This is a genomic window from Clostridium sp. AF19-22AC (assembly GCF_003479085.1).
Lineage (GTDB): Bacteria > Bacillota > Clostridia > Lachnospirales > Lachnospiraceae > Faecalicatena_A > Faecalicatena_A orotica.
Genome location: NZ_QUGN01000001.1, coordinates 332,602 through 353,756, shown reverse-complemented (window position 1 = coordinate 353,756; position 21,155 = coordinate 332,602). Strand labels below are relative to the sequence as shown.

General features: G+C 45.7%; 19 protein-coding genes. 1 reads left to right on the top strand and 18 read right to left on the bottom strand.

What is annotated here, in order from left to right:
* Position 1 precedes the first annotated feature (1 nt).
* The 17 genes from DWX43_RS01635 to DWX43_RS01555 all read right to left on the bottom strand — a co-directional run bounded on the left by DWX43_RS01635 (position 2) and on the right by DWX43_RS01555 (position 19,030).
* On the bottom strand, positions 2-343 hold the full coding sequence (locus tag DWX43_RS01635) for an ester cyclase (RefSeq protein WP_118618375.1): 342 nt from the start codon (positions 341-343) through the stop codon (positions 2-4).
* A gap of 217 nt (positions 344-560) precedes the next feature.
* Positions 561-2,012 (bottom strand): FAD-dependent oxidoreductase, encoded by a 1,452-nt coding sequence (locus DWX43_RS01630; protein ID WP_118618374.1) that lies wholly within the window; start codon positions 2,010-2,012, stop codon positions 561-563.
* A gap of 33 nt (positions 2,013-2,045) precedes the next feature.
* On the bottom strand, positions 2,046-3,095 hold the full coding sequence (locus DWX43_RS01625) for a Gfo/Idh/MocA family oxidoreductase (protein ID WP_109731517.1): 1,050 nt from the start codon (positions 3,093-3,095) through the stop codon (positions 2,046-2,048).
* A gap of 67 nt (positions 3,096-3,162) precedes the next feature.
* Entirely contained in the window at positions 3,163-4,218 is a 1,056-nt protein-coding gene (locus DWX43_RS01620; RefSeq protein WP_109731516.1) for a TIM barrel protein, read from the bottom strand.
* A 12-nt stretch (positions 4,219-4,230) separates the two neighbouring features.
* Positions 4,231-4,626: a DUF6379 domain-containing protein gene (locus tag DWX43_RS01615; RefSeq protein WP_118618373.1), complete on the bottom strand. Its 396-nt coding sequence runs from the start codon at positions 4,624-4,626 to the stop codon at positions 4,231-4,233.
* A gap of 12 nt (positions 4,627-4,638) precedes the next feature.
* A complete protein-coding gene (locus tag DWX43_RS01610) occupies positions 4,639-5,751 on the bottom strand; it encodes a Gfo/Idh/MocA family oxidoreductase (protein ID WP_118618372.1) in 1,113 nt (370 codons plus the stop codon).
* Positions 5,752-6,003: 252 nt separating this feature from the next.
* Positions 6,004-7,182, bottom strand: a complete 1,179-nt coding sequence (locus DWX43_RS01605) for a Gfo/Idh/MocA family oxidoreductase (RefSeq protein ID WP_118618371.1) — start codon at positions 7,180-7,182, stop codon at positions 6,004-6,006.
* 15 nt (positions 7,183-7,197) lie between these two features.
* A complete protein-coding gene (locus DWX43_RS01600) occupies positions 7,198-8,121 on the bottom strand; it encodes a sugar phosphate isomerase/epimerase (protein ID WP_118618370.1) in 924 nt (307 codons plus the stop codon).
* Between the two features lie 13 nt (positions 8,122-8,134).
* A complete protein-coding gene (locus DWX43_RS01595; protein ID WP_181368697.1) occupies positions 8,135-9,082 on the bottom strand; it encodes a sugar phosphate isomerase/epimerase in 948 nt (315 codons plus the stop codon).
* 13 nt (positions 9,083-9,095) lie between these two features.
* Complete coding sequence (locus DWX43_RS01590; RefSeq protein ID WP_109731510.1) at positions 9,096-10,013, bottom strand: flavodoxin family protein; 918 nt, start codon at positions 10,011-10,013, stop codon at positions 9,096-9,098.
* 12 nt (positions 10,014-10,025) lie between these two features.
* Positions 10,026-10,985 carry an oligopeptide/dipeptide ABC transporter ATP-binding protein gene (locus tag DWX43_RS01585; protein ID WP_109731509.1) on the bottom strand — a complete coding sequence of 320 codons (960 nt, stop codon included), beginning with the start codon at positions 10,983-10,985 and terminating at the stop codon, positions 10,026-10,028.
* Between the two features lie 2 nt (positions 10,986-10,987).
* Positions 10,988-11,968: an ABC transporter ATP-binding protein gene (locus tag DWX43_RS01580; protein WP_118618369.1), complete on the bottom strand. Its 981-nt coding sequence runs from the start codon at positions 11,966-11,968 to the stop codon at positions 10,988-10,990.
* Positions 11,969-11,980: 12 nt separating this feature from the next.
* Positions 11,981-12,874: an ABC transporter permease gene (locus tag DWX43_RS01575; RefSeq protein ID WP_109731507.1), complete on the bottom strand. Its 894-nt coding sequence runs from the start codon at positions 12,872-12,874 to the stop codon at positions 11,981-11,983.
* Positions 12,874-13,848, bottom strand: a complete 975-nt coding sequence (locus DWX43_RS01570; protein ID WP_109731506.1) for an ABC transporter permease — start codon at positions 13,846-13,848, stop codon at positions 12,874-12,876. The genes DWX43_RS01575 and DWX43_RS01570 overlap by 1 nt, the downstream gene beginning before the upstream one ends.
* A 157-nt stretch (positions 13,849-14,005) precedes the next feature.
* On the bottom strand, positions 14,006-15,670 hold the full coding sequence (locus tag DWX43_RS01565) for an ABC transporter substrate-binding protein (RefSeq protein WP_181368696.1): 1,665 nt from the start codon (positions 15,668-15,670) through the stop codon (positions 14,006-14,008).
* Positions 15,671-15,864: 194 nt separating this feature from the next.
* Positions 15,865-18,270, bottom strand: coding sequence for a helix-turn-helix domain-containing protein (locus DWX43_RS01560; protein WP_182440591.1), 2,406 nt, complete (start codon positions 18,268-18,270; stop codon positions 15,865-15,867).
* 232 nt (positions 18,271-18,502) lie between these two features.
* Positions 18,503-19,030, bottom strand: coding sequence for a nitroreductase family protein (locus DWX43_RS01555; protein WP_109731503.1), 528 nt, complete (start codon positions 19,028-19,030; stop codon positions 18,503-18,505).
* 90 nt (positions 19,031-19,120) lie between these two features.
* Between DWX43_RS01555 and DWX43_RS01550 the strand changes: the two genes are divergently transcribed.
* A complete protein-coding gene (locus DWX43_RS01550) occupies positions 19,121-19,708 on the top strand; it encodes a PD-(D/E)XK nuclease family transposase (protein WP_118618367.1) in 588 nt (195 codons plus the stop codon).
* 175 nt (positions 19,709-19,883) lie between these two features.
* Here the strand turns inward: DWX43_RS01550 and DWX43_RS01545 are convergent, their stop codons facing one another.
* Positions 19,884-21,134, bottom strand: a complete 1,251-nt coding sequence (locus DWX43_RS01545) for a glycosyl hydrolase family 28 protein (RefSeq protein WP_118618366.1) — start codon at positions 21,132-21,134, stop codon at positions 19,884-19,886.
* Positions 21,135-21,155: the final 21 nt, after the last annotated feature.

The following is a 21,155-nucleotide window of genomic DNA, read 5'->3' as shown; positions in this document are numbered from 1 at the left end:
GCTAACAGGGCTGTAAGACATCCCAGTGTTCCGCCAGCATTTCATTCTCCAGCCGGTATATATCTACTACCCTGCATCTGGTACTCCCGTCTTCCCCTACATTTTTCAGATAGACCGCCACCATATCTCCTTCAGCGATCATCATCTGGATGTTCAGACGAAATTCCGGATGCTCTTTGAATTTTTCTGCAAATGCGCGCTTCAATCCAGCACGGCCCTGCTCTACGCCGGGATTATGCTGGATGTAGTCTTCCCTCACATATAAATCTGCTGTTTCTATCCGGTGCAGGTTGAAAAATTCTTCATAAAACGTTCTGATTACTTCTTTATTCTTCTTTTCCAATGTCTCATCCCCAATAATGGTTACTGTTCTCAGGCATGCCTGCGTTACTATTCACGGGGCCGTGCACCGCGCTGCACGGCATCCGAGCCAATAAAGTGATGGCCTCGGGCATCTGGTTCCTCGCCTTTAGGCGACTTAAAATGAACCAGATGCAGTTACTATGCATGGCCTCTGGCCGTGAATAGTAACACGCCTGTAAACAGTGACCAACGATTTCTTAATCTTCATCCTCTACAAATTCTGCTGCACTCATTCCGGCAATTCTTCCGGTATTGACTGCAAATCCCATCGAGTTGCCGGGAAGCAGGAACATATAGCTGTCATCATAGATGTTGCAGGCATCAGCACCGGCTGCATAAAGTCCCGGAATTGCCTCAAATTCTTTATCACATGCCTCACAGTTTTCATTGATTCTGATACCGCCGACTGTTCCATATCCACCCGGACGAACTCTCGCCGCATAGAAAGGCTTCTTGGTGATAGGCCTTAAGTATCTCCTCTCTTTAAAGAATTCTTCATCCACACTGTCACAGAAATCATTGTATTCTTCCACGGTCTCTACCAGTGTTTCTTCGTCAATTCCTGTCATCTGTGCTAATTCTTCTATGCTGTCGGCGATAAACAGTCCTTCGTTTCCATTCTCCTGCGCCATCTTTACGCCGTCTGCAAAATCGGATACATCCGGGTCCGGACGAACCAGACATACATTGTCCACACCGTTCTTGATGTAATATCTTACAATGGAGGAGTCCACAATACTGAATGCAACTTTCCCCTTCTGGTGGGATACTACATTAGAGAGGTAGGTGGAATTCTGCATGTGGTCTTCATTCATGATTCTTTTTCCCTGAATGTTTACAAGAAGATTTGGCTGTCCCATCACATTTGCCACACTTCCCGGAAGATCGTCAATGCCTTCGATGCTTGCTGCCTGCTCGATTCTGACAGGAAGCTTGTCTGCACCTGCCTCCCAGGCCATCTTCAGCCCCTCTCCCATAATTCCCGGGATAGCGAAGTTAAACATGTCAACACCGTGTTCATATCCGGTCTCCTCTTTGATGAACTGTTTATTACATCCTGCACCGCCTGTACAGATAATCGCTGCCTTACATGTAATCTCTACTTCGTTTCCGTCTTTATCAGTTCCGAGTACGCCTGATACATGGCCGTCTTCCATCAGAATTTTCTTTGCCGGTGTCTCAAGGAGTATCTTCACGCCAAGTTCCTGTGCTCTGGCATATAACGCTTTATTCATAAAAGAAGCCGCACGCGGGCCAATGCCCTGGTCTGTCTTAACGATGTGCCATGTTGCCTCGGACTTCGGGAAATAACGGAATGCACCTTCGAATTCAACGCCCATGTCCTCCAACCATTCAATCGTCTCTGCAGACTGCTCAAAATACCGTTTTACCAGCCTTGCATCTACGTTATAATGTGTATATTCCATGAACATGCCAAAGGCTTTCTCCACACTGATGTCTACCATCTGCTGTTTCTGGTACTTTGTACCGATTCCCAGAGGTCCCATCCCCATATTTGCCGCTCCGCCGACTGCAGCCGCTTTTTCCATTACAATGACATCCGCGCCGTCTTCCGCTGCCTGTACTGCTGCCGATAATCCTGACGGGCCTGCCGCGATTACAACGATCTGGGTTTCATAATTTGCCATAATTTCCTACCTCACTTTTTCTTTCCTGATTTTCTATTCTTCAAATGCGATTGCCTTCCCGGTTCTTGCAGACTCTCTCACACTGTCCATAACGCGGAGCACGCGTCTTACCTGTTCCGGCTTTACAACGATTTCTTCTTCCCCATGAAAAGCCTTCAGAAAATGTTCAAAATAATTTCTGTGTGCCACATCCGTCTCCGGCAGTGCCTCTTCGGACAGCAGCCCCGGTGCCGGAGGGCCGAAGCTTCTGGTCGGACCGGCTGCCGTCATGGTAATCTTGCCCGGTACATTCTCCAGAAGATGGGCTGTACGCACAATCTTTCCCTCACCGCCAAAGCCGTCTATCATCGCAGATCCTGTGTTTCCCCCGATGAACCATGCACGCTTCGGGGTCAGATAATAGGTACCAAGCTCGATTTCCGCAGTCACCCCGTTTTTAAATTTCATAATGATCTTAAAATAGTCATCTACCTTTTCATTGATTACGTTCTGTACATCTGCATACAGCGATACGATTTCGGATTTCACCATATCCAGCATCTGGTCAATTAAATGAACGCCCCAGTCATAGAGCATGCCGCCGCCCATTTCCGGATACACATGCCAGTCATGCATGTTCCCGTTCACACCGTAAAGCTGTGATTTGATAATATACATATCTCCTACGAGCGCCTTGTCATAGACTTCTTTCATGATCCGGTAATCTTTGTCCCACCGCCTCTGCTGGTGGACCGTGAAAAGAACATGATTTTCTTTACAGGCTGCGACCATCTCATCGAATTCGGCCACACTCATCGCTGCCGGTTTCTCGCATATGACATGCTTTTTCGCTGCAGCGGCTTTTTTTACCATCTCGGGATGGCTTGGGTTTGGTGTAGATATCATGACTACGTTAATATCCGCACTTTCCAGCATTTCGTCAATGCTGGCATAGGTCTCTACTCCTTCCGGCGCATCTTTGAGCTGCTCCGGATTCGTATCTGCAACTGCCACCAGATCAATTTCATCAAATGTAGCCATCATATCTGCATCGCAGTGCCCCATAAATCCAAAACCGACAATCCCCAATTTCATCTTTTCCATCTGTTTCCCTCTCTTCCGCTATATGCAAATGTATAAACCTGTTTCCTTCCCGCTTTGGAAAGGTATATTACTCTTCAATCGCCCTTCTCAATGCTTCCTGATGGCGGCGTACCTGCTCGATGCTGTCCACTCCGATGTCGCGCAGATGTTCCCCGCCCTCATACTCGGAACTTAAGTATCCTTTATATCCGGCTTTCTTAAATGCTTCCACGACCTCCGGAATTGCAACTGCAGTCTCCTGATAGTCCTCATGCACGTTGTAGAATTTTGCATGTGTATGATAGATGTAGTCAATGTTGTCGACCAGGTCCTGGGGACTTGACCAGGAATAAGTAAAGGAAGCACCCGCATATGCCTTGTCGGCCGGACCTCCGCCTGCCTTTTCTACCGCATCCATCATTTCCTTCATCCCGTTCGCCATGCGGTATTCCATATTCGCTTTTCCGAGGTTCAGGTCATATTTGATCTTCACAAACCCTTTTTCTACTCTCTGCGCATATGCCTCGTCTACAATCTTAATACATTCCTCGGAAGCTCCCTGCCTTCTTGCTTTATCACGCAGCACATCCGGGATATTCCTGCAGAAGATACCTGTGTCAGGGATAAATCCGAAATATTTCGTGCCTGTCCGGTGAATCATTTCCATATACCCGTCTGCCCATCCGGAATTCAGGGAAAACGGCGCATGTACTTCCAGACCAATCCTTACGTTCTTTTCCTCCGCATATGCAAGACTTCCCTCAATCACATCCATCGGTGTGGAAACCAGTGTACGCAGATTGTGAAAACCAAGCAGAGAAGCCAGACGGATATCCCGTTTCATCATATTAATCTGCTCTCCCAGAGAAAGCATGCGGTTGTCATAAATGTGGTTTTCCAGAAACGCATCGTAGCAGGACGGTTCCAGATTATATTTCTCCAGCCATCCAAACCACTGGTCCCTGAATTCTTCCGTCTCAATCGGCAGCGGAAAACGGCGGATCATCTGCTCTGCGAGAAGTTCTACTCCTGTCGCCCCCGTTTTAGCAGTTTCTCTTAAACATCCTTCCAGATCTAATTTTCCATCATAGTATTCGTCCTGATAACTATAAAGGGACACACTTCTTTTTATATCACAGCCCATTACCCGTTCCTCCTATTCAATCTCAAAATCTGCTTCACAAACCGCTTCTATCTGGAACGGCATGTATGACGGGTCGATCACCTGTACCGCCCTGATGTGGTGCTTTCCTTTAGAAAGTCCGCCCTCTTTCAATACCGTAACCTGCGCATAGTCACCAAATTCCCAGCGGTAATCGGAATCCACTACTATACGCATTTCCTCAAGCGTAAATGTCTCGCCGTTCACCGTAAACCGGATATCCTCTCTTTTCGCATCCTCTCCGTCTACATTCACCTTGATATCTCTTACAATAGAAAGCGTAATGCCGCGGTAATACTGCGCTTTAAACTGGAACTGGTATCCCACAGCCACTCCGTCTTCTGTTACATTCTGAAATCCCTGCGGATTATAAATCTGTCTGCCGGCCATTTTAAATCCTCCCTAATCGAAAAATACTTCTTTTCCCGTCTCTGCTGATTTGTAGATTCCTTCCAGAATCTGTGTTACGACGTATGCCTGCTGTGGCAGAACAAGAGGGTCTGTGTCATTGATGATTGCATTGAGCCACTGCTCCTGCTCACGTACGGCTTCTGCTGCTGCCCCGCCCTCAAAGAAATCGACTACGCCTGCCGGTGAAATCGTTTTTTCCATCAGCTGGTTGTGCTCTACTGTGTTATAGATCAGCTCATCCTGAGGATAGCTTCCGCCATGATGGATCTCTGCGCCGCCCTTTGTCCCACAGAGGGTTGTGGATGCCTCCATAGATTTTAGAACGTTCAGCGCCCATGACGCCTCCAGATAGATCGTGGCTCCGTTTTTCATCTTTACAAGGCCGAATGCAGAGTCTTCTACTTCAAATGTTTCCGGGTCCCACGGTCCGAATACGTTTCCTGCCGGTCCGTCTTCCTGACGTCCAAGTTTGTAGAATACCTGTCCGGATACAGACTCTGGCTCATAGTTGTTCATCATCCAGAGGGTGATATCCAGTGCATGGGTTCCGATATCAATCAGAGGCCCGCCGCCCTGAAGCGCCTTGTTCGGGAATACGCCCCATGTCGGCACGGCCCTTCTTCTCAGTGCATGTGCCTTTGCAAAATAAACCTCTCCCAGCTCCCCTGCTTCACAGGAGGCATGCAGCGTCTGTGTATCATCACGCAGACGGTTCTGATATCCAATCGTAAATTTCTTTCCTGATGCTTTCCATGCCTCAATCATCTGCTTCGCGTCTTCTGTGTTGTGTGCCATAGGTTTCTCACACATAACGTGTTTTCCTGCCTGGAAAGCCGCAACAGTAATCGGGCAGTGTGCTACATTTGGTGTACATACATGTACCACGTCAATCTCAATTCCGGTATCTGAAAGCATCTCATTGTAATCGGTGTAAACCTTTGCGCCTTCTGCACCATATTCCTTTGCCGCTTTCTCAGCACGCTCCGGGATAATGTCACAAAATGCAACCATTTCCGCCTTATCTGCCTGTGCCTTTAAGGAAGGCATATGTTTCTGGTTTGCAATTCCACCACATCCAACAATAGCAATCTTTAATTTTTCCATAACTCATTCTCCTATTCTTAATTTGTTCCCGCACTCATCCGGCCTGCACGCGGCCTGCTGCGGGGGTTATGTCTTACCTTGCCTTTATTATAATCACACAGTCTGTCGAAAACTTTCCTTGAATTAACCTATACCGTTACCGGATTTAGGCTAATTTTTTCCCTGAATTTTTTCAGGACAAAAAAAGCATATCTTTTTTTGTCCTGAAATAGCTGCTGTATACATAGAACTGCACACCAGTCAATTGTTGTCCTATCTTACTTCCCACAAATCCCAATCCTGTCCCATCATTTCCGGTTTCTGACAGGTTGTTTTCATCTCATAAACCGTATTCGTTTCCGCCGCTGTTTCAAATGCATTTAATGCCTCCACAACATGCAGGGAGATTTCAGAAGACAGCCTGCTTTTCCTTCCATCCAGAAGAGCCTGTGCCATATCAGACACACCCAGCCCCCGCATGTTTCCGCGCGGATCCGGGTCTGATGCAAAAAGCGGCTCCTGCTCTGTAATACAGGACTTCTGGTTTGTCATCATCGCTATAATTTTTGCCGGATGCGGTTCTGTGACAGCTCCTACGATTCCTTCCAGTTTCTTTCCGTCGCAGAACTTCACCTGCCCGCCAAACATATTCGGGTCCGGAACGGAAATACTTCCTTCGCTTCCATAGATTTCCATACATGGTAATTCCGAATTCCACACATCAAAACTCATATTTACATTTCCGACTGCCCCGCACACGAATTCTACTATTGCCGTATAGTGTGTCGGTACTTCCGACTCCTGCTGCATTCCTAAAACATTTCTGACCGGCCGTCCCTTTATGGCAAAACATGATATCTTCCTGATCGGTCCCAGCAGCGCAACTAATGTCGTGATATAGTATGGTCCCATGTCGAACATCGGTCCGCCGCCTTTTTTATAGTAGAACCCCGGAGCCGGATGCCACAGTTCGTGTCCCGGACATGTCATATTGGCAGTAAATCCAATCGGTTCTCCAATCTTTCCTTCTTCCATCAAAACCCGGCATGTCTGTGCCCCTGCCCCTAAAAATGTATCCGGTGCACTCACCGCCATCAGCCCTTTTTCTTTTGCAGTCTCCACAACCTTCACTGCATCCTCAAATTTCAGGGTCAAAGGTTTCTCACAGTACAGATGCTTTCCTGCATTCAGGATCTGCATATTCACGTCATAATGTGCTGCAGGGATTGTCAGGTTTAATACAATCTGTATCTTCTCATCTGCCAGAAGTTCCTCTACTGTACATGCTTTCGGAACCTTATACTTTTCCTGGGTCATCTTAGCTTTCTCAGGAAACATATCCGCAACTGCAATCAAATCCAGATTCCCATAATGCTGTGTAATATTCGTAAGATACACGTCACTGATTGTTCCGCACCCGATTACACCAATTCCAATTTTCTTCTCACTCATATTTTTACCATCCTTTTATTCATAGATCTTTCCAAGCACCTGCTTTACATAATAGGAAGAGAGACACATTGCCGCCAGATAATCCGGCGCGCCATCGTCTTCAACCGTACACCAGCCCTTGAATCCATGTTTTTTGACAAGCTCCCACAATTCTTTTAAGGGAAGCACTCCCTCCCCCGGCTCCCAGAACCAGCGCCAGCCATCATCACAGATTTCTACATCCTGTCCATGCCTTGTTTCATCCGGCTCACCGCGTGATGCGGTATCCTTCAGGTGGAATGTACAGATACGTTCTGCATATGTATCGTAGAAGTTTAAAAGGTCATCCCCGAGCAGTGCAATCTGTGCGGTATCCAGACAGTAAAAGACATACCGCGGATCTGTCATCTCCAGAAACTTCCTGTGGTTTTCTTTATTTACCGCGCAGAAGAATTCATTGTGGAGTCCGATCTGAATCCCATGATCGACTGCGTAACGTCCGATTTCATTTATCACCTTTGCAGAATTCTTCAGGTCCTCATCGCCTAAAGGCCCCACCCCATAATAATTTCTCGCCGGGCATACATTCAGATGTTTTCCCCCAAAGGCTTGCAGTGTGTCGATGGCATCTTTTCCTGCCTGAAGCACTTCATCATATTTCTCCGGAATCTGTGAATCGTCACAGCCGTGGAACATACCGCTGACTTCTATTCCGTGGTCTTTTGCAAATGCCGTGAATTCTCCCGGTGTCCCGAACAGTCCCAGAATCTCATTCAGGTCCCACGGTGCAATCTCAATCCCATCGTATCCTGCTGCTTTGTGGTAGCGGAGAATCCTGTCCCAGTCCTGATAGTAACAAATATTGGATTTATCCTCATAATAATAATCTCTGAAGTTATCAATCTGTTTATATGGAACGGTTTTCCAGTGGCTCATATGTGATAATTTAATATTTGACATCATTCCCTCCCGCTTATTCCGATAATTTGTTTTGAATGTAGCAGCGCGTCCTCAAAAGAGAACGGTATACATCATTGGAATCTTTACAATTATATATGACTGTTTTGTCATACCCTGCATTTTCCAGCGCCGCTAATACCGCGGGTAAATCTACGCTGCCTTTCCCGATATCGCAGAATACCTTTGCAGCAGTTTTTGCCGGATATTCCGGCAGGGGCTGCAGATAAGCCTCCTGATCGTCTGTAAAACCGGTGTCGGTCAAATGTACGATACCGATTTTTTCCTTATTTGCAGCAATAAACTTTGCAGGATCTGTGCCGGCTATCTTAAGATGTGCCGTATCAATGTCAAGATAAATCTCTTTTCTGCACTGTTTCAGGAATTGCAGTACTGCCTCTCCCCGAAGCAGTCCCCAGTATTCATTTTTCAGACACAGCTTTAAGCCTTCTTCCCCTGCCATTTCTGCAAGGCTGTCAATGACGCGGGCAGTCTGGCTTAGGAACTCTTCTTCCCCATGTGAAGATCCTTCCATCAGTTTCCTCACGGAATAAATAGAAGGTGAGGCAGTCAATACGATTGTCTCTGCGCCCGCTCCTTTTGCAAACTTTATTGCTTCTTCTCCAAAATGACCGAAAGCGCCGAGATACATCTTAAGGTTTCCCTGACAGAAGAGAGATGGATCAAGGTGTACACTGCTGATTTTCTCAATTCCGTTCTTCCTGATTTCTTCCATATATTTCTGCATGGTCCCGTATTTCACCGTGACAGACCGCAGTGTCCGGGGGATTCCGGAACGGCCGCCGAAATCCCATTTTGGCTCATATGGCACTTCTACAGAGGTAAATCCCGCCGCAGCAATCAGCTGGTATAATTCATCCCAGTAATACTTACTTTCTCTCTGATTCCGATTGGGCATTTGATGATTCAAATCCACAGTTTCTGTGCTAAAGCAAGCTTCCATTTTCATGTCCCCCCTACAATTCTTCCTGCATTGCCCTGAACTTCTCTACATACTCGTCAAACCTCGGATAACGGTCTTTTCTGCCCTGCTCCACCTGATGCTCCAGCACACCTGTAAATTTCAGGCGGCTGCGGCTCTGTTCCTCTTCTGAAAACTCGACGCAGACCTTTGTGCCATCCATTTTCAAAGTACCGTAAATACCGCAGACCGGGCAGCAAACCTGATCTGTCCCGTTCAGTGTCACTTCTTTGCAGTGGCAGACCGGACATACGCCGGGATCGGATTCCCAGGTGATTTCACTGTTTTTCAGATCCAGTGCTTCCACAATCCTTGTACCCATATGTTTCGATTTCTCTAATAATTTCTGATGGTTATCCGGTACATATGCCCCGTAGGCATCCAACTGGTCTACTACCTTCATATTCAGGCTCATACCGAACAGGTTCATACCCGGAATTCCATAAGCAACCCAGTGCGGGGTTGTCGCGCCGCCGACGGATATATAAGACACGAGATGGCGTTTCAGGCAGTCCGGATTTAGTTCCTCGCCCCCTGTATCCTTGCGGAGCTCATTCTCAAAAAGCATATATGCCTTATCATGGGCAGGACCAAAGCGGTCTATGAAGTTTTTCATCTGCCCGGTCGGTGCCAGCACATACACGGGTGCCGCCACAATAATCGCATCCGCCGCAAGTACGGCGTCTGACAGCATCTCATAATCATCCTTCTGGCAGCATGTAATCTGCCCTTTTCCGCTCTCAAGCACTCTGGAACATGCCCCGCAGCCAATGCAGGGTTTGATCTCCAGCTTCATCGTATCTATGATCTGCGTTTCGGCGCCTGCGCACTTTGCCGCCTCCACTGCCTCTGTTAAAAATTTCTTACAATTTCCGTTTACCCGTCCAAAATTCAGTCCCAATACTTTCTTCATCTTAAGCCTCTCCTATTCATATAAATGACATGCAACAAAATGGTCCTCTTCCACTTCTTTGAATTCCGGGCTTACTTTAAAGCATCGCTCCGTGGCATTTGGACATCTGGAAGCAAACCGGCATCCCTCGGGTGGTTCAATCGGAGATGTAACTTCTCCCTTCATAACCTGTGCTTCCTTCCCTTTAAAAGCGATATCCGGAATCGGAATTGCGGACAGCAGTGCTTTTGTGTATGGATGGAGCGGGTTCTCAAACAGCCTGTCTGAACTGGTTTTTTCGACCATTTTCCCCAGATAGAGAACGAGAATCTCATCGCTGATATGCTTGACTACAGAAAGATCGTGAGTGATAAATATGTAAGTCAGTCCCAGTTCTTCCTTCAGGTCCATCATCAGGTTCAGGATCTGGGCCTGGATCGATACATCCAGTGCGGACACCGGCTCATCGCAGACGATAAATTTCGGGTTTAACGCAATGGCGCGGGCAATACCGATTCTCTGCCGTCTTCCGCCGTCTAGTTCATGCGGGTAGGTATTCACATACCTGTCGTCCAGTCCGACAATCTCCATCAGTTCGCTGACACGCTCACTCATTTTTTCCTTGCTGTTGTAAAGCTTATGTATTTTCAAAGGTTCTTCAATGATCTGTGAAACCGTCATTTTCGGGTCCAGTGAGGAAAACGGGTCCTGAAAGACAATCTGCATCTGCTTTCTCAGATTCAGCATTTCCTTATCCGGCAGTTTTGTAATATCCTTCCCGTCAAAGATAATCTGCCCACCGGTCGATGGAAGCAGCCGCAGTATTGTTCTTCCGAGCGTGGATTTTCCACACCCCGACTCTCCTACAACACCAAGCGTCTTTCCTTCCTCGAGCCGGAAAGTTACATCATCAACCGCATGCAGCATCCCACGGGGAGTCTCAAAATATTTCATTAAGTTTTTGCATTCAAGCAATATTTTCTTTTCACTCATATTTACATCTCCTCCTCATGAATCTGGTGGCATTGAACCATATGGGTCTCTTTCTGTTTTTGCGGAGGTGTGTCACCCTGGCTGCATATTTCCGAGCATTTCGGACAGCGCGGATGGAACTTACATCCGGCCGGCAGTTCTGACGGATGGGGTGTCAGTCCCTTAATAGGTGTCAGACGCTCGGTGCGTTCAGTAATATTGGGAAGTGATGCAAACAGCCCTTCCGTATATGGATGATGTTCTCTGCTCTTGTCAAAAATATCTTCCAGTGTACCACTCTCTACGATTTCCCCTGCATACATGATCGCAACCTTATCACAAAAGTTTGCCACGATTCCCAGATCGTGCGTAATCAGGATAACGGAGGAACCCAGTTCTTTCTGCAGGGAACGCATCATTTTGATTACCTGGGCCTGAATTGTCACATCAAGTGCCGTCGTTGGTTCATCTGCTATCAGAAGGTCCGGATTACCTGCAATCGCAATAGCTATCATAACCCTCTGTTTCATACCGCCTGAAAACTGGTGCGGATATTCGCTTTTTCGTTCCTTCGCAATCCCTACCATCCTCATGATGTCGTCTACCCGTTTGTTTACCTCGGTCTGGCTTATCTTGGGATTGTGAATCTTGATCACGTCGGCGATCTGGTCCCCTACCCTGAATACCGGATTTAAGCTGGTCATCGGATCCTGAAAAATCATAGAAATCCGTTTTCCCCGTATATTCCGGTACTGCCTTTCCTTCATCCCTGTCAGTTCCTGACCGTCAAATATGATTTTTCCTTCTGTCTCTACCGCATACTTCGGAAGCAGGCCCATAACAGAAAGTGCAGTCGTCGTTTTCCCTGCGCCTGTCTCCCCGACAAGTCCGAGAACTTCCCCTTTATCCACAGAAAGATTCACGTGGTTGACCGCTCTGGAGATCACCTTATCGGTTGTAAATCTGACGCTATAATCTTTAATTTCCAGTAATTTTTCTCCCATCTTACGCTCCTCCTATGCTCTGCCTTTCAATTGCGGGTCGAGTGCATCACGCAGGCTGTCGCCCAGTGAGTTAATGAATAAGGCTGCAAGTGCCAGAACAAGTCCCGGTACCAGAACCATGTACTGGTTGCGCAGCATGTAGCTTAAGCCGTCAGCCAGCATCGTTCCCCATTCAGGAGTCGGAGCTTTTACACCGAGGCCGACAAATCCTAAGGTTGCCCCCATCATGATATTCATGGATACCTGTGCCGTACCATTGATGATAATAACGCTCGCCAGATTCGGTATCATATGCCGCATCATAATATATCCGGGCTTTGCACCGAGTGCAACCGCCGATTCCACATATTCCATTTTTGCAACACCTAAAGCCACACTTCGTACCATTTTCGTGTGCATGGGCAGTCCTGTGAAAAACAGGGCAAATACAAGCTGGGGAATTCCGTTTCCGAGTGCGGCACAGATAGCCAGCGCCATGACCAGACTTGGAATGCAGCTTACAACGTCAATAAAACGCATGATGAGGTTATCAACCCATCCGCCGACCGTGGCACATAAACATGCCAGAAAGGTCGAAATAACAATAGATGCACCTGCAGAAATCAATCCGATCTCCAATGCAGTACGTGTACCATGAATGATTCTGGCAAACATATCCCTCCCGAAGCCGTCCGTTCCCAGTATGTGTCCGGCCGTTCCCGGCGGCAGAAGCTTGTCCGATGCGACCTGGGTAATTGCCTTGCTGTAAGGAACAATCAGGTCTGCAAAAATTGCAACAAGAACCAGTACTGCAACAACCGCGAGCGATACCACGGCGATCGGCTGCGTCTTCATACGAGCCCATGCCTCTGCCATCTGGCCGCGTTTCTTCATCCTTTTTCTTCCATCTTTTCCCGTATTAGCCATCAATTCGTACCTCCTGCCGTGCTGATTTCTTTTTTCACTTTCTTCTTCCCGGCAAAGCTGCTCCTGATTCTCGGATCCACAACCGCATACAGGATATCAATAATCAATTGTGCACCGATCGTGAATAATGCCAGGATAATCGTACAGGCAAGTATGACAGGCATATCCCTGTTATTAATTCCCTCCAGTACCTTATATCCGATTCCCGGGAATGCAAATACCTGCTCTATCATGACCGCACCACCGATCATGGATGCAAAAGTACCGCCAGTCAGGGTAATGATCGGAAGCAATGCATTTTTCAGTGCATCCCGGAAAATAACAACGCTTTCTTTCTGTCCCTTGCTCCGGGATGTCCGCACATAGTCCTGGCGGATACAGTCAAGCATCGCACTGCGCACCTGCCGCAGGTAGTTGGCAAGATACGGGAGCAAAAAGGTAAATACCGGCAGAATCCAGCTCTTCCAGCTCTTCATTCCAAACGAAGGCAGCCAGTGCAGGTTTACGGAAAACACAAGGATGAGCATCAGTCCGAGCCAGAAACCGGGGATGGATCCCATAAATTTTGCGGCAATATTTACAATATTGTCATACACCGAGTACTGCTTCACCGCACACATGACCCCCATAGGAACTCCGATCAGGATCATCAGCAGTGTTGTCACACCGGCAAGTTTCAGGCTGACAGGAATTCTGTAAAGCACTTCATCTGATACAGCCGCTTTGGATTTGTAGGAAGTTCCGAATTCACCCGTAACGGCACTTTTCACCCAGTTTACAAACTGGACCGGTTTTGGTTTATCCAGGCCAAACCGCTCTGCCATCTCATCATAGTCCTCCTGTGAATATTCAGCCGGCATCATCATTAAGACCGGATCCGCTTCTGAAAGATTGAGAAGAAAGAAAACAAACATCGCAATAAGCAGAAGCAGCACAGGTACCATCAAAATTCTTTTTATAATATATTTCGCCATATATGGTCCCCCTAAATCATCTGATTTAACATTACTAATAAGAAAGGCAGGAACCTGCAGACCCAAGCCCACAGGTTCCTGCCGACGTTTCTTCTTACATTCAGCTGTCCGGTGCAGTATATATATTACATTTCAGACAGTCCTGAACTGTTGCATATTAGTCTTCAGCAACCCACAGATCGCTAAACTGGATTTCAGCACTGACTGGTGATACATATGCACCGCGGATTTTATCAGAGAATGCATAACCTCTGATTACCTGAAGTCCTCCAAGTGCCAGACACTGCTCCTGTACCAGATTCTCAAGCTCTGTCACATTTTTAAAATATTCATCTGTCGTAGTTGAAGATACTACCTTGTCATAAATAGCAACTGCCTCATTATAAGCTGCCTCATCCGCATCTTTTAAGAACATACAAGGCTGTGTTCCACCTTCCAGAAGTCCCATTGTAAATGGTGTCAGCGGTGAAGTCGGATCGTACCCATTGTGTACCGGGAAGCAGTCATATGTACCTGATTTCAGCATACCGTAGCATGTAGCACCGTCATAAGTTACTGTATCAATGTTTGTAAGGCCATGCTCATTAAACTGTGAAACCAGAGCAACTTCTAAATCTGTAAAGTCCGGATCTGCCAGAATTGTAAAGTCAATATCTTCCGGTTTATATCCTGCTTCATCCAGCATTTTAAGTCCAAGTTCCGGGTCATAATCATATTTTTCTGAATATTTTGGTGCCTCGTCTCCTGTAAAATAGCTGTCCGGATGTGGGTATAATCCGTCATACACCAGTTCAGAAAGCGCATCCCAGTCAATCATATGACAGAGTGCTTCACGTACTTTTATGTCCTTTAAGCAGTCTACGGTACGGCAGTTCAGCCAGAACGGATTTTCGCGGTCTTCGATCAGGGCCAGTGTAATTCCGTTATCCAGAAGGTTATTCATAACTTCAATATCCACGGTGTTCATACAGTCAAGCTCGCCGTTAAGCAGGCCCATCATAGCTGTATTCTCGTCCGCAATGATATCGATTTCGCATGTTTCAATATGAGGTGCACGTTCTTTATTCCAGTAATCTTCCCTTGCCTTCAGAACGAATTTCTCGCCGGTTGTATATGATTCAACATAGTAAGGTCCACATCCCACTGCGCTCCTGTTATCTTCCGGTCCGTACTGCTCCAGTGCTTTGTGGGAAACAACGCCATAGATGTTCTGTGTCGGCAGTTCATAGATAAAGGTCGGGTTCGGTGCACTTAAGGTAATCTTCAGTTCATAGTCACTGACTGCCTCATAGCTTTCCACACTGGCAAATGGGCGTGGCTGATATGTCTCCATAACGTCCCATGTAGCAATAAAATCCTGTGCCGTTAAGCCTGACCCGTCAGAAAACGTAACGTCATCCCTCAGTTTAAAGTCCCATACAAGTCCATCGTCTGAAACTTCATAACTTTCTGCAATATTACAACGGATGTCATTCACATCCCCTCTCCACTTTACAAGCAGGTTGTCATAAATCTGATAAGAAAGGACTGCTGCACGGTTATCCATCCACGGTGTATAAATCGGAATGTCATAGTTTGTCCAGTGGTTATAGGTTGTCCCTTCCTGCACGCCCTCCGGCGCCTCTTCTCCCTCATGCCCTGTTGCGTCTACACCTGCCTCGTTGATTTCGATGTCACTTACAGATGCCGGCTTTTTAGACTCCTCACCGCTCTTCGCACTGGTCTCCTTTGTGTCTTTTGAAGATCCGCACCCTGCCATTGCCACCACCATCGTAGCTGCTAATGCACACGCCAGAATCCTTTTTACCATTTTCTTTTTCATACTGTTCCTCCTTTTTTTGATCTTATATTTGTGCTGCATGATAGTTATATTATATTTTTATTCTGATTTTATTTCTTCCCTCCCTGCGCTGTTTTTCTATTGACTTTCATGCAAAAGTCACAGTCACTATTACTTGCAGCATCAAAAACAATAGGTTCATTTTTGATATGTATTTTTATCGCAACATCTGTTTCCTATTTATGGCTTTTATATTGATAATCTAACTTTATAAGCCTGATTTCATATGGCTGTAAGTCGATTTCAAAATTCAAAATATTCTCTGTTGATTCAATCTCTGTGATCTTAATATGGGGCACTGTAATCCGGTTCAGATAATCACTCTCACTTCTGGACAGATTCTTCTTTTTCCCCATCTGCGTCCACAAATCCTGCACACTTCCATGTTCTCTGTTAATAAAACTGGATTTCATCCGGTAGATTCCCGGCTTTACGTTATGGATCTGTACCTTCAGCCGTATGGGTTCCGTATTCTCAAACAACTCATCCACATCCTCTATGCGGATTTTATTTTCCATTACAGTCCTGCCATGATAGCACAGCCTTTTACTGTTATGGCACACAAGCGTATAACGGCCCTTTTCATTTGTAGTAATCAGCAGATTCTCATTTTTTCCCAGCATGCCTGTATGCAGTTTATTCATAAATTCAAAGGCATAATAAACCGGTTTTTGTATTCCGTCACAGGTAAGCATTCCGTTGTCACCGTTCAACGCTGTATCTGTATCATGGTACTCGGTCAAAAGGTCTGTCGCATGCCACCACCCCATAGACTCGACTGTATTCTCCGCCTGTATCAGGTTCTGCATAACATAAGCACCCATCGCACAGCTGTCATTGAGTACATTACGGTTTGAGATCGAATAGTTCCACTCTGTCACATAGATTTTCTGATCTGAGAAACCATTCCGGTCTAAGACCTCTTTCAGCAGTTCTGCCTGATGGTTTGTATACTGGGAATCAACAGATTTTTTCACATAATACTTTCCATCCTTTTCTACTGTTACATAGCCGAAACTGTAGACACTGATAAAATCCGGTTCCGCATCCGGGACTTCCTTCCACTTTTCAAACAGTTCATCATACTGGTAATTCTCATACCCCAGAATAATTCCCGGACCTCCCAGCCTGATTTTGGGGGAAAGTCCCTTGAGCAGTTTCTTTGCCGTTGGAAAACATTCAAAAAATGTATCACTCTTATGTGGGAAATGTGTGATATCCCTGCGCATTTCAAACCGCCATGTTTCAAATTCTTCCAGTCCATACCGGTTAATCAGATGCATAAACCATCTTTTCAGTACATCCTCATATTCCTCCAGCGTCTGAAATAAAATAGTATCCGCTTCCGAGTATATCTGCTTCTCTGCCCCTTCCATCAGAATCACCGGCTTATATCCGATTTCTATATGGGGAATTAAATGTATCTCTAAACAAAAATCCAAAATGCGGTCCAATTGGGTAAAGTTAAGCTGTATATGCTCCTCGTCATCTTTATAAACAAGCTGTCTGAGCATGTTCCACATCCGGATATATTTAAAATTCAGTTTATTCTGTAAAAAATGTATCTGGCTTCGTACATCAGAACGCATTAGGTTCGTAATATCACCCACGTTTAAAATCTCATTACATACACTTTTCAGCGGTCTGATCTGGTCTGCATCTACAACAAGAAGACTGTGGTCCTGTAGGCTTTCCTTCTTCAAGTAATTCTTTTTCTGCCTGATGATCTTTTTCAATTCCCTTTGTTTTTCTTTTGTCATTCGGGTCATCTGACCATCATCTACATTTGTTTCATTCGCTTTGCTGCGATACTCAGACGGTGTCATCTGGTAGCAGTCGCGAAATGCTTTGTTAAATGCTGTAGGTGTTGGATAACCGTTGTCAATCGCAATATTAATGATTTTTTTATTGGAATACACAAGGTCATCTACGGCGTGGAAAAGACGTACATTGTTTAAATATTCAAGAAAACTAATTCCAAAGTTCTGTTTTATATACCGGGATAAATGTGCACTTGACAGATGCATTTGTTCTGCCAGATCATTCAGGCTTAACTGTTTCTGGTAATTCGTCAATATATAATTCCTGATTTCAATCACCCGGGCATCTTCTTCATTGTTCAGTAACGCCGCTTTCTTCATCTCATTCCTGACCAGGAAGTTACTTGTCAGCAGATAGAGCATCTCATTCATCAGGCTTCTGATACGGAACGCATCTGCTTCTGCCCCGTCAAAATACAGACTCAGAATCTGATCCATGATCTTCCTAAGGAGCGTATAGCTCTCCTCATTATCCGTTACTGTGTTGCACCAGAATAAAAGCTGGTTTGTTTTCATGTACTCTGTCAGTATCTGGTAATCAATGAGAAATCGAAGTCCCAGAACCGAATTTTTCCCACTTTTGATCCAGTGCTTTTTGTTCGTGTTGATCAGGATAAAGTCATTTTCAGAAAGTTTGTAACTTTTATTATCAAGCAGGATCTCAACATCCCCTTTTAGAATATAGATGATTTCCAGATCCTGATGCAGATGCGTCCTGCTTTCCCGGTCAGTAATAAACTCCAGATGCATAATTTCTCTCATCAGCAATCCCCGCTTCCTAAAACAGTGCATGAATGAAGTTCATTATTTGATAATGCCAGGGTCAAAAGGTCATACAATGCATGCTCGCATGCAATTGGATGACTTTGGGACCCGTAAAACATGAGAAAGTAGCCCGATTAGGGCGGATTTCGAATGTTTTTAGGATTTCGGGAGCACGAAGTGCGGAGAAATCCGTAGGCATCAGAGGTCAAAATACCTTTTGACCCCAACATCATTTAATAATTTTATAGTAATCCGGCTTTCTTTCGATTGGTTCCGGGAACCCGTTTTTCGGATATCCGAGGATACAGGACCCGACACCTATGTACTCGCCCTCATATCCGGCCTCTTTGAGCAGTTCCTTTCCCAGATCAGTCTCAAAGGTTTCATAAATCCGGTTGATCCAGCGTGAACCAAGGCCAAGGGCATACGCTGCATTAAACATATTTCCGAGGCACAGGCTTGCGTCCTCCACCGGATTGCCAACTCCCTTTTGGGCTAATACAAGAATAATGGTAGGCGCACCGTAAAATACATCAAACCCTTCCGGAGCCCCTGCAATCTCCGCATTTAATTTGCAAAGCTTCTGAATCCATTCCGGATTCTGTACTGCAATAAAAATGGGTGACTGTTTATTCCCCCCGGACGGTGCATTCATCCCAGCCTCAAGAACAGTAAGCAGCTCTTCATCCGTAATCTGCTCCTTCTTGTACTCCTTTACACTCCGACGCATTTTGATATCAGCTATGGTCTCTTTCATGTGCTTCTTCCTTTCTATTCGATTCGATTTGTTGACTAAATTATAGTTCAGGATTTCCCTTTCTCTCAAACGCCGTTTTGCCTCTTATATATGGCAAATAACGGTATCCGGCAACAATTTCCTCATGAAGTATACAGTAGTAAATTCCAGTTCCATGTGATAGAATTAAAGAAATTAAAAGATGCAACAGAAGCAGAAAAAGAACAGGAACCGGAGCTTTACAAATGGGCGAAGGTTATTGCGGCAAAAAGCTGGGAGGCGATATGTATGGAGACCAAAGGGAATCCCTATATGGAGGCAGCAAAAGACGAATTGGAGAAAATAAACCAGGATGAAAACGAGCGCTACTTATATCTGCGCCGCGAGATGGCTATCAGTGATGAAATAAGCCGGCTGCAGACCGCTGTAAACCAAGGGCGCAGGGAAGGACTTGAAGAAGGTCGTAAGGCTGGGCTTGAAGATGGAGAATTTCTAAAATTAATTTCACAGATAAAGAAAAAATATCTTAAAGGAAAAACATTAGCAGAAATAGCAGAAGATTTAGAAGAATCTGCAGATGATCTTGAAGAAATTTATAATGTTGTAAAGGCAAACTCCCAAGATTCCGATGATGTCCTTCTAAAACGAATCAGGCAGCCAGCTGTTGAAAAACCACTCTCTGAATATCATATCAATTAAAGTTAATACACATACACTGGATATAGTTTTGAATCTCTCTGAGCGGCTTTACCTGCTGAACGTAGAAGAGAACGGAAGAGAAACAGGTTATATGCTTCCTGCTGTCCCCGTTCTCTTCTCCCGTAAGTTGGCATTTTTGATAAATTCTGTGATTTTTCGAAAGCCCCCCCTAGTACTAGACTACCTGTACATCGTTAAAAACGATAGGGGGTCTTGCGTCTTTTTCTGTAAAGCTGTATGTAAATCTCTCCAGATGCAACCCCTCTATGTGTGCTGCATAAAATGCAGATGCACTAATCTGGCCGATTGAAAAGTATTCAGGTCTTTTGCCTTCGAGTTCCGGTATGCTGTCTGGTATGTCTTTCCAGCCTCCGGGTGCGTGATATGTAATATCATCAAAACGGATGTTTTTTATTTTCCTTTTTCCTGTCCCCAGAACGATAAATCCGGCTGCCGGGTCTGATTTCATTGTATGGTCACTCTCAATCACTATATTTTTGAAATATACTCCGTCAATCCCACGTTCACCATCGTGGGGACTATCATCCAGTACCCCCATCCTGCAATAATTCGATGTTACAAATACCGGTCTGGGGACATTTTTCATCAGCAGACTGCTTATCATAATATTGTGGATTCTGCCGCCCTCAGCCGCCTGAATCTTAAGTCCGCTGCATAAGACATCGTGGAAGATGCAGTTTGATATTGTCACATTTTCTATGTCTCCGCTGTTTAAAAGACCAATGCGGACTGCTGCCCACCTGCTTCTCATAATACAATTATTGATCACAAAATTTTGGCTTACCCTTTCCGCCACTGAATTCTGAATACACAGGGAATCATCGCTGGTATCCAGCATACAGTCTGACACCCGGACATCGCGGCAGCTGTCGAAGTCCAGCCCGTCACCATTAAAGTGTCTGCTTATGATACTGATTCCGGATATCCGGATGTTTTCACATTCAAGAAACGCCGTACTCCATCCGGCAGGCATACGAATATTAAGATCATTCATCCTGATATTCTTACATCTCAAAAAGCGAAACAACATCGGATGCACTATATCAGGATTTCCTTCCTCATAAAAGGCAGCCCCATTGCCGTCAATTATCCCGCCCGATATCCTAATATTTTCCGCATCCTCCGCATAAATGAGGCATCTGTCCAGAAAATGCTCTCCTGCATACCTATTATAATGTGTCTTCGTACTATAGCTTTTAATTTCCGGGCTGCCCAGCAGTACCGCACGTTCACTCAGCCGTATATGCAGGCCGCTCCTTAAGAATAGTGTCCCTGTCAGGTATGTACCCTCCGGGAAATAAACTTCTCCGTCCGCTGCTGCCGCCTGGTCTGCCGCGTGCTGTATCGCCTGTGTATCATCCTGTATCCCGTCCCCTGCCGCTCCAAATAATTTCACATTTTCCATAGTCTCTCCTTACTGGTCGTG

Excerpts from the sequence above, each read along its gene's own strand:
- DWX43_RS01575 (WP_109731507.1), bottom strand. The coding sequence starts at position 12,874 with ATGGCTAATACGGGAAAAGATGGAAGAAAAAGGATGAAGAAACGCGGC.
- DWX43_RS01610 (WP_118618372.1), bottom strand. The coding sequence starts at position 5,751 with ATGGAAAAATTAAAGATTGCTATTGTTGGATGTGGTGGAATTGCAAAC.
- DWX43_RS01545 (WP_118618366.1), bottom strand. The coding sequence starts at position 21,134 with ATGGAAAATGTGAAATTATTTGGAGCGGCAGGGGACGGGATACAGGAT.
- DWX43_RS01570 (WP_109731506.1), bottom strand. The coding sequence starts at position 13,848 with ATGGCGAAATATATTATAAAAAGAATTTTGATGGTACCTGTGCTGCTT.
- DWX43_RS01605 (WP_118618371.1), bottom strand. The coding sequence starts at position 7,182 with ATGAGTGAGAAGAAAATTGGAATTGGTGTAATCGGGTGCGGAACAATC.
- DWX43_RS01580 (WP_118618369.1), bottom strand. The coding sequence starts at position 11,968 with ATGGGAGAAAAATTACTGGAAATTAAAGATTATAGCGTCAGATTTACA.
- DWX43_RS01615 (WP_118618373.1), bottom strand. The coding sequence starts at position 4,626 with ATGGCCGGCAGACAGATTTATAATCCGCAGGGATTTCAGAATGTAACA.
- DWX43_RS01585 (WP_109731509.1), bottom strand. The coding sequence starts at position 10,985 with ATGAGTGAAAAGAAAATATTGCTTGAATGCAAAAACTTAATGAAATAT.
- DWX43_RS01595 (WP_181368697.1), bottom strand. The coding sequence starts at position 9,082 with ATGGAAGCTTGCTTTAGCACAGAAACTGTGGATTTGAATCATCAAATG.
- DWX43_RS01630 (WP_118618374.1), bottom strand. The coding sequence starts at position 2,012 with ATGGCAAATTATGAAACCCAGATCGTTGTAATCGCGGCAGGCCCGTCA.
- DWX43_RS01600 (WP_118618370.1), bottom strand. The coding sequence starts at position 8,121 with ATGTCAAATATTAAATTATCACATATGAGCCACTGGAAAACCGTTCCA.
- DWX43_RS01565 (WP_181368696.1), bottom strand. The coding sequence starts at position 15,670 with ATGAAAAAGAAAATGGTAAAAAGGATTCTGGCGTGTGCATTAGCAGCT.
- DWX43_RS01590 (WP_109731510.1), bottom strand. The coding sequence starts at position 10,013 with ATGAAGAAAGTATTGGGACTGAATTTTGGACGGGTAAACGGAAATTGT.
- DWX43_RS01625 (WP_109731517.1), bottom strand. The coding sequence starts at position 3,095 with ATGGAAAAGATGAAATTGGGGATTGTCGGTTTTGGATTTATGGGGCAC.
- DWX43_RS01620 (WP_109731516.1), bottom strand. The coding sequence starts at position 4,218 with ATGGGCTGTGATATAAAAAGAAGTGTGTCCCTTTATAGTTATCAGGAC.
- DWX43_RS01560 (WP_182440591.1), bottom strand. The coding sequence starts at position 18,270 with ATGAGAGAAATTATGCATCTGGAGTTTATTACTGACCGGGAAAGCAGG.
- DWX43_RS01555 (WP_109731503.1), bottom strand. The coding sequence starts at position 19,030 with ATGAAAGAGACCATAGCTGATATCAAAATGCGTCGGAGTGTAAAGGAG.
- DWX43_RS01550 (WP_118618367.1), top strand. The coding sequence starts at position 19,121 with ATGGCAAATAACGGTATCCGGCAACAATTTCCTCATGAAGTATACAGT.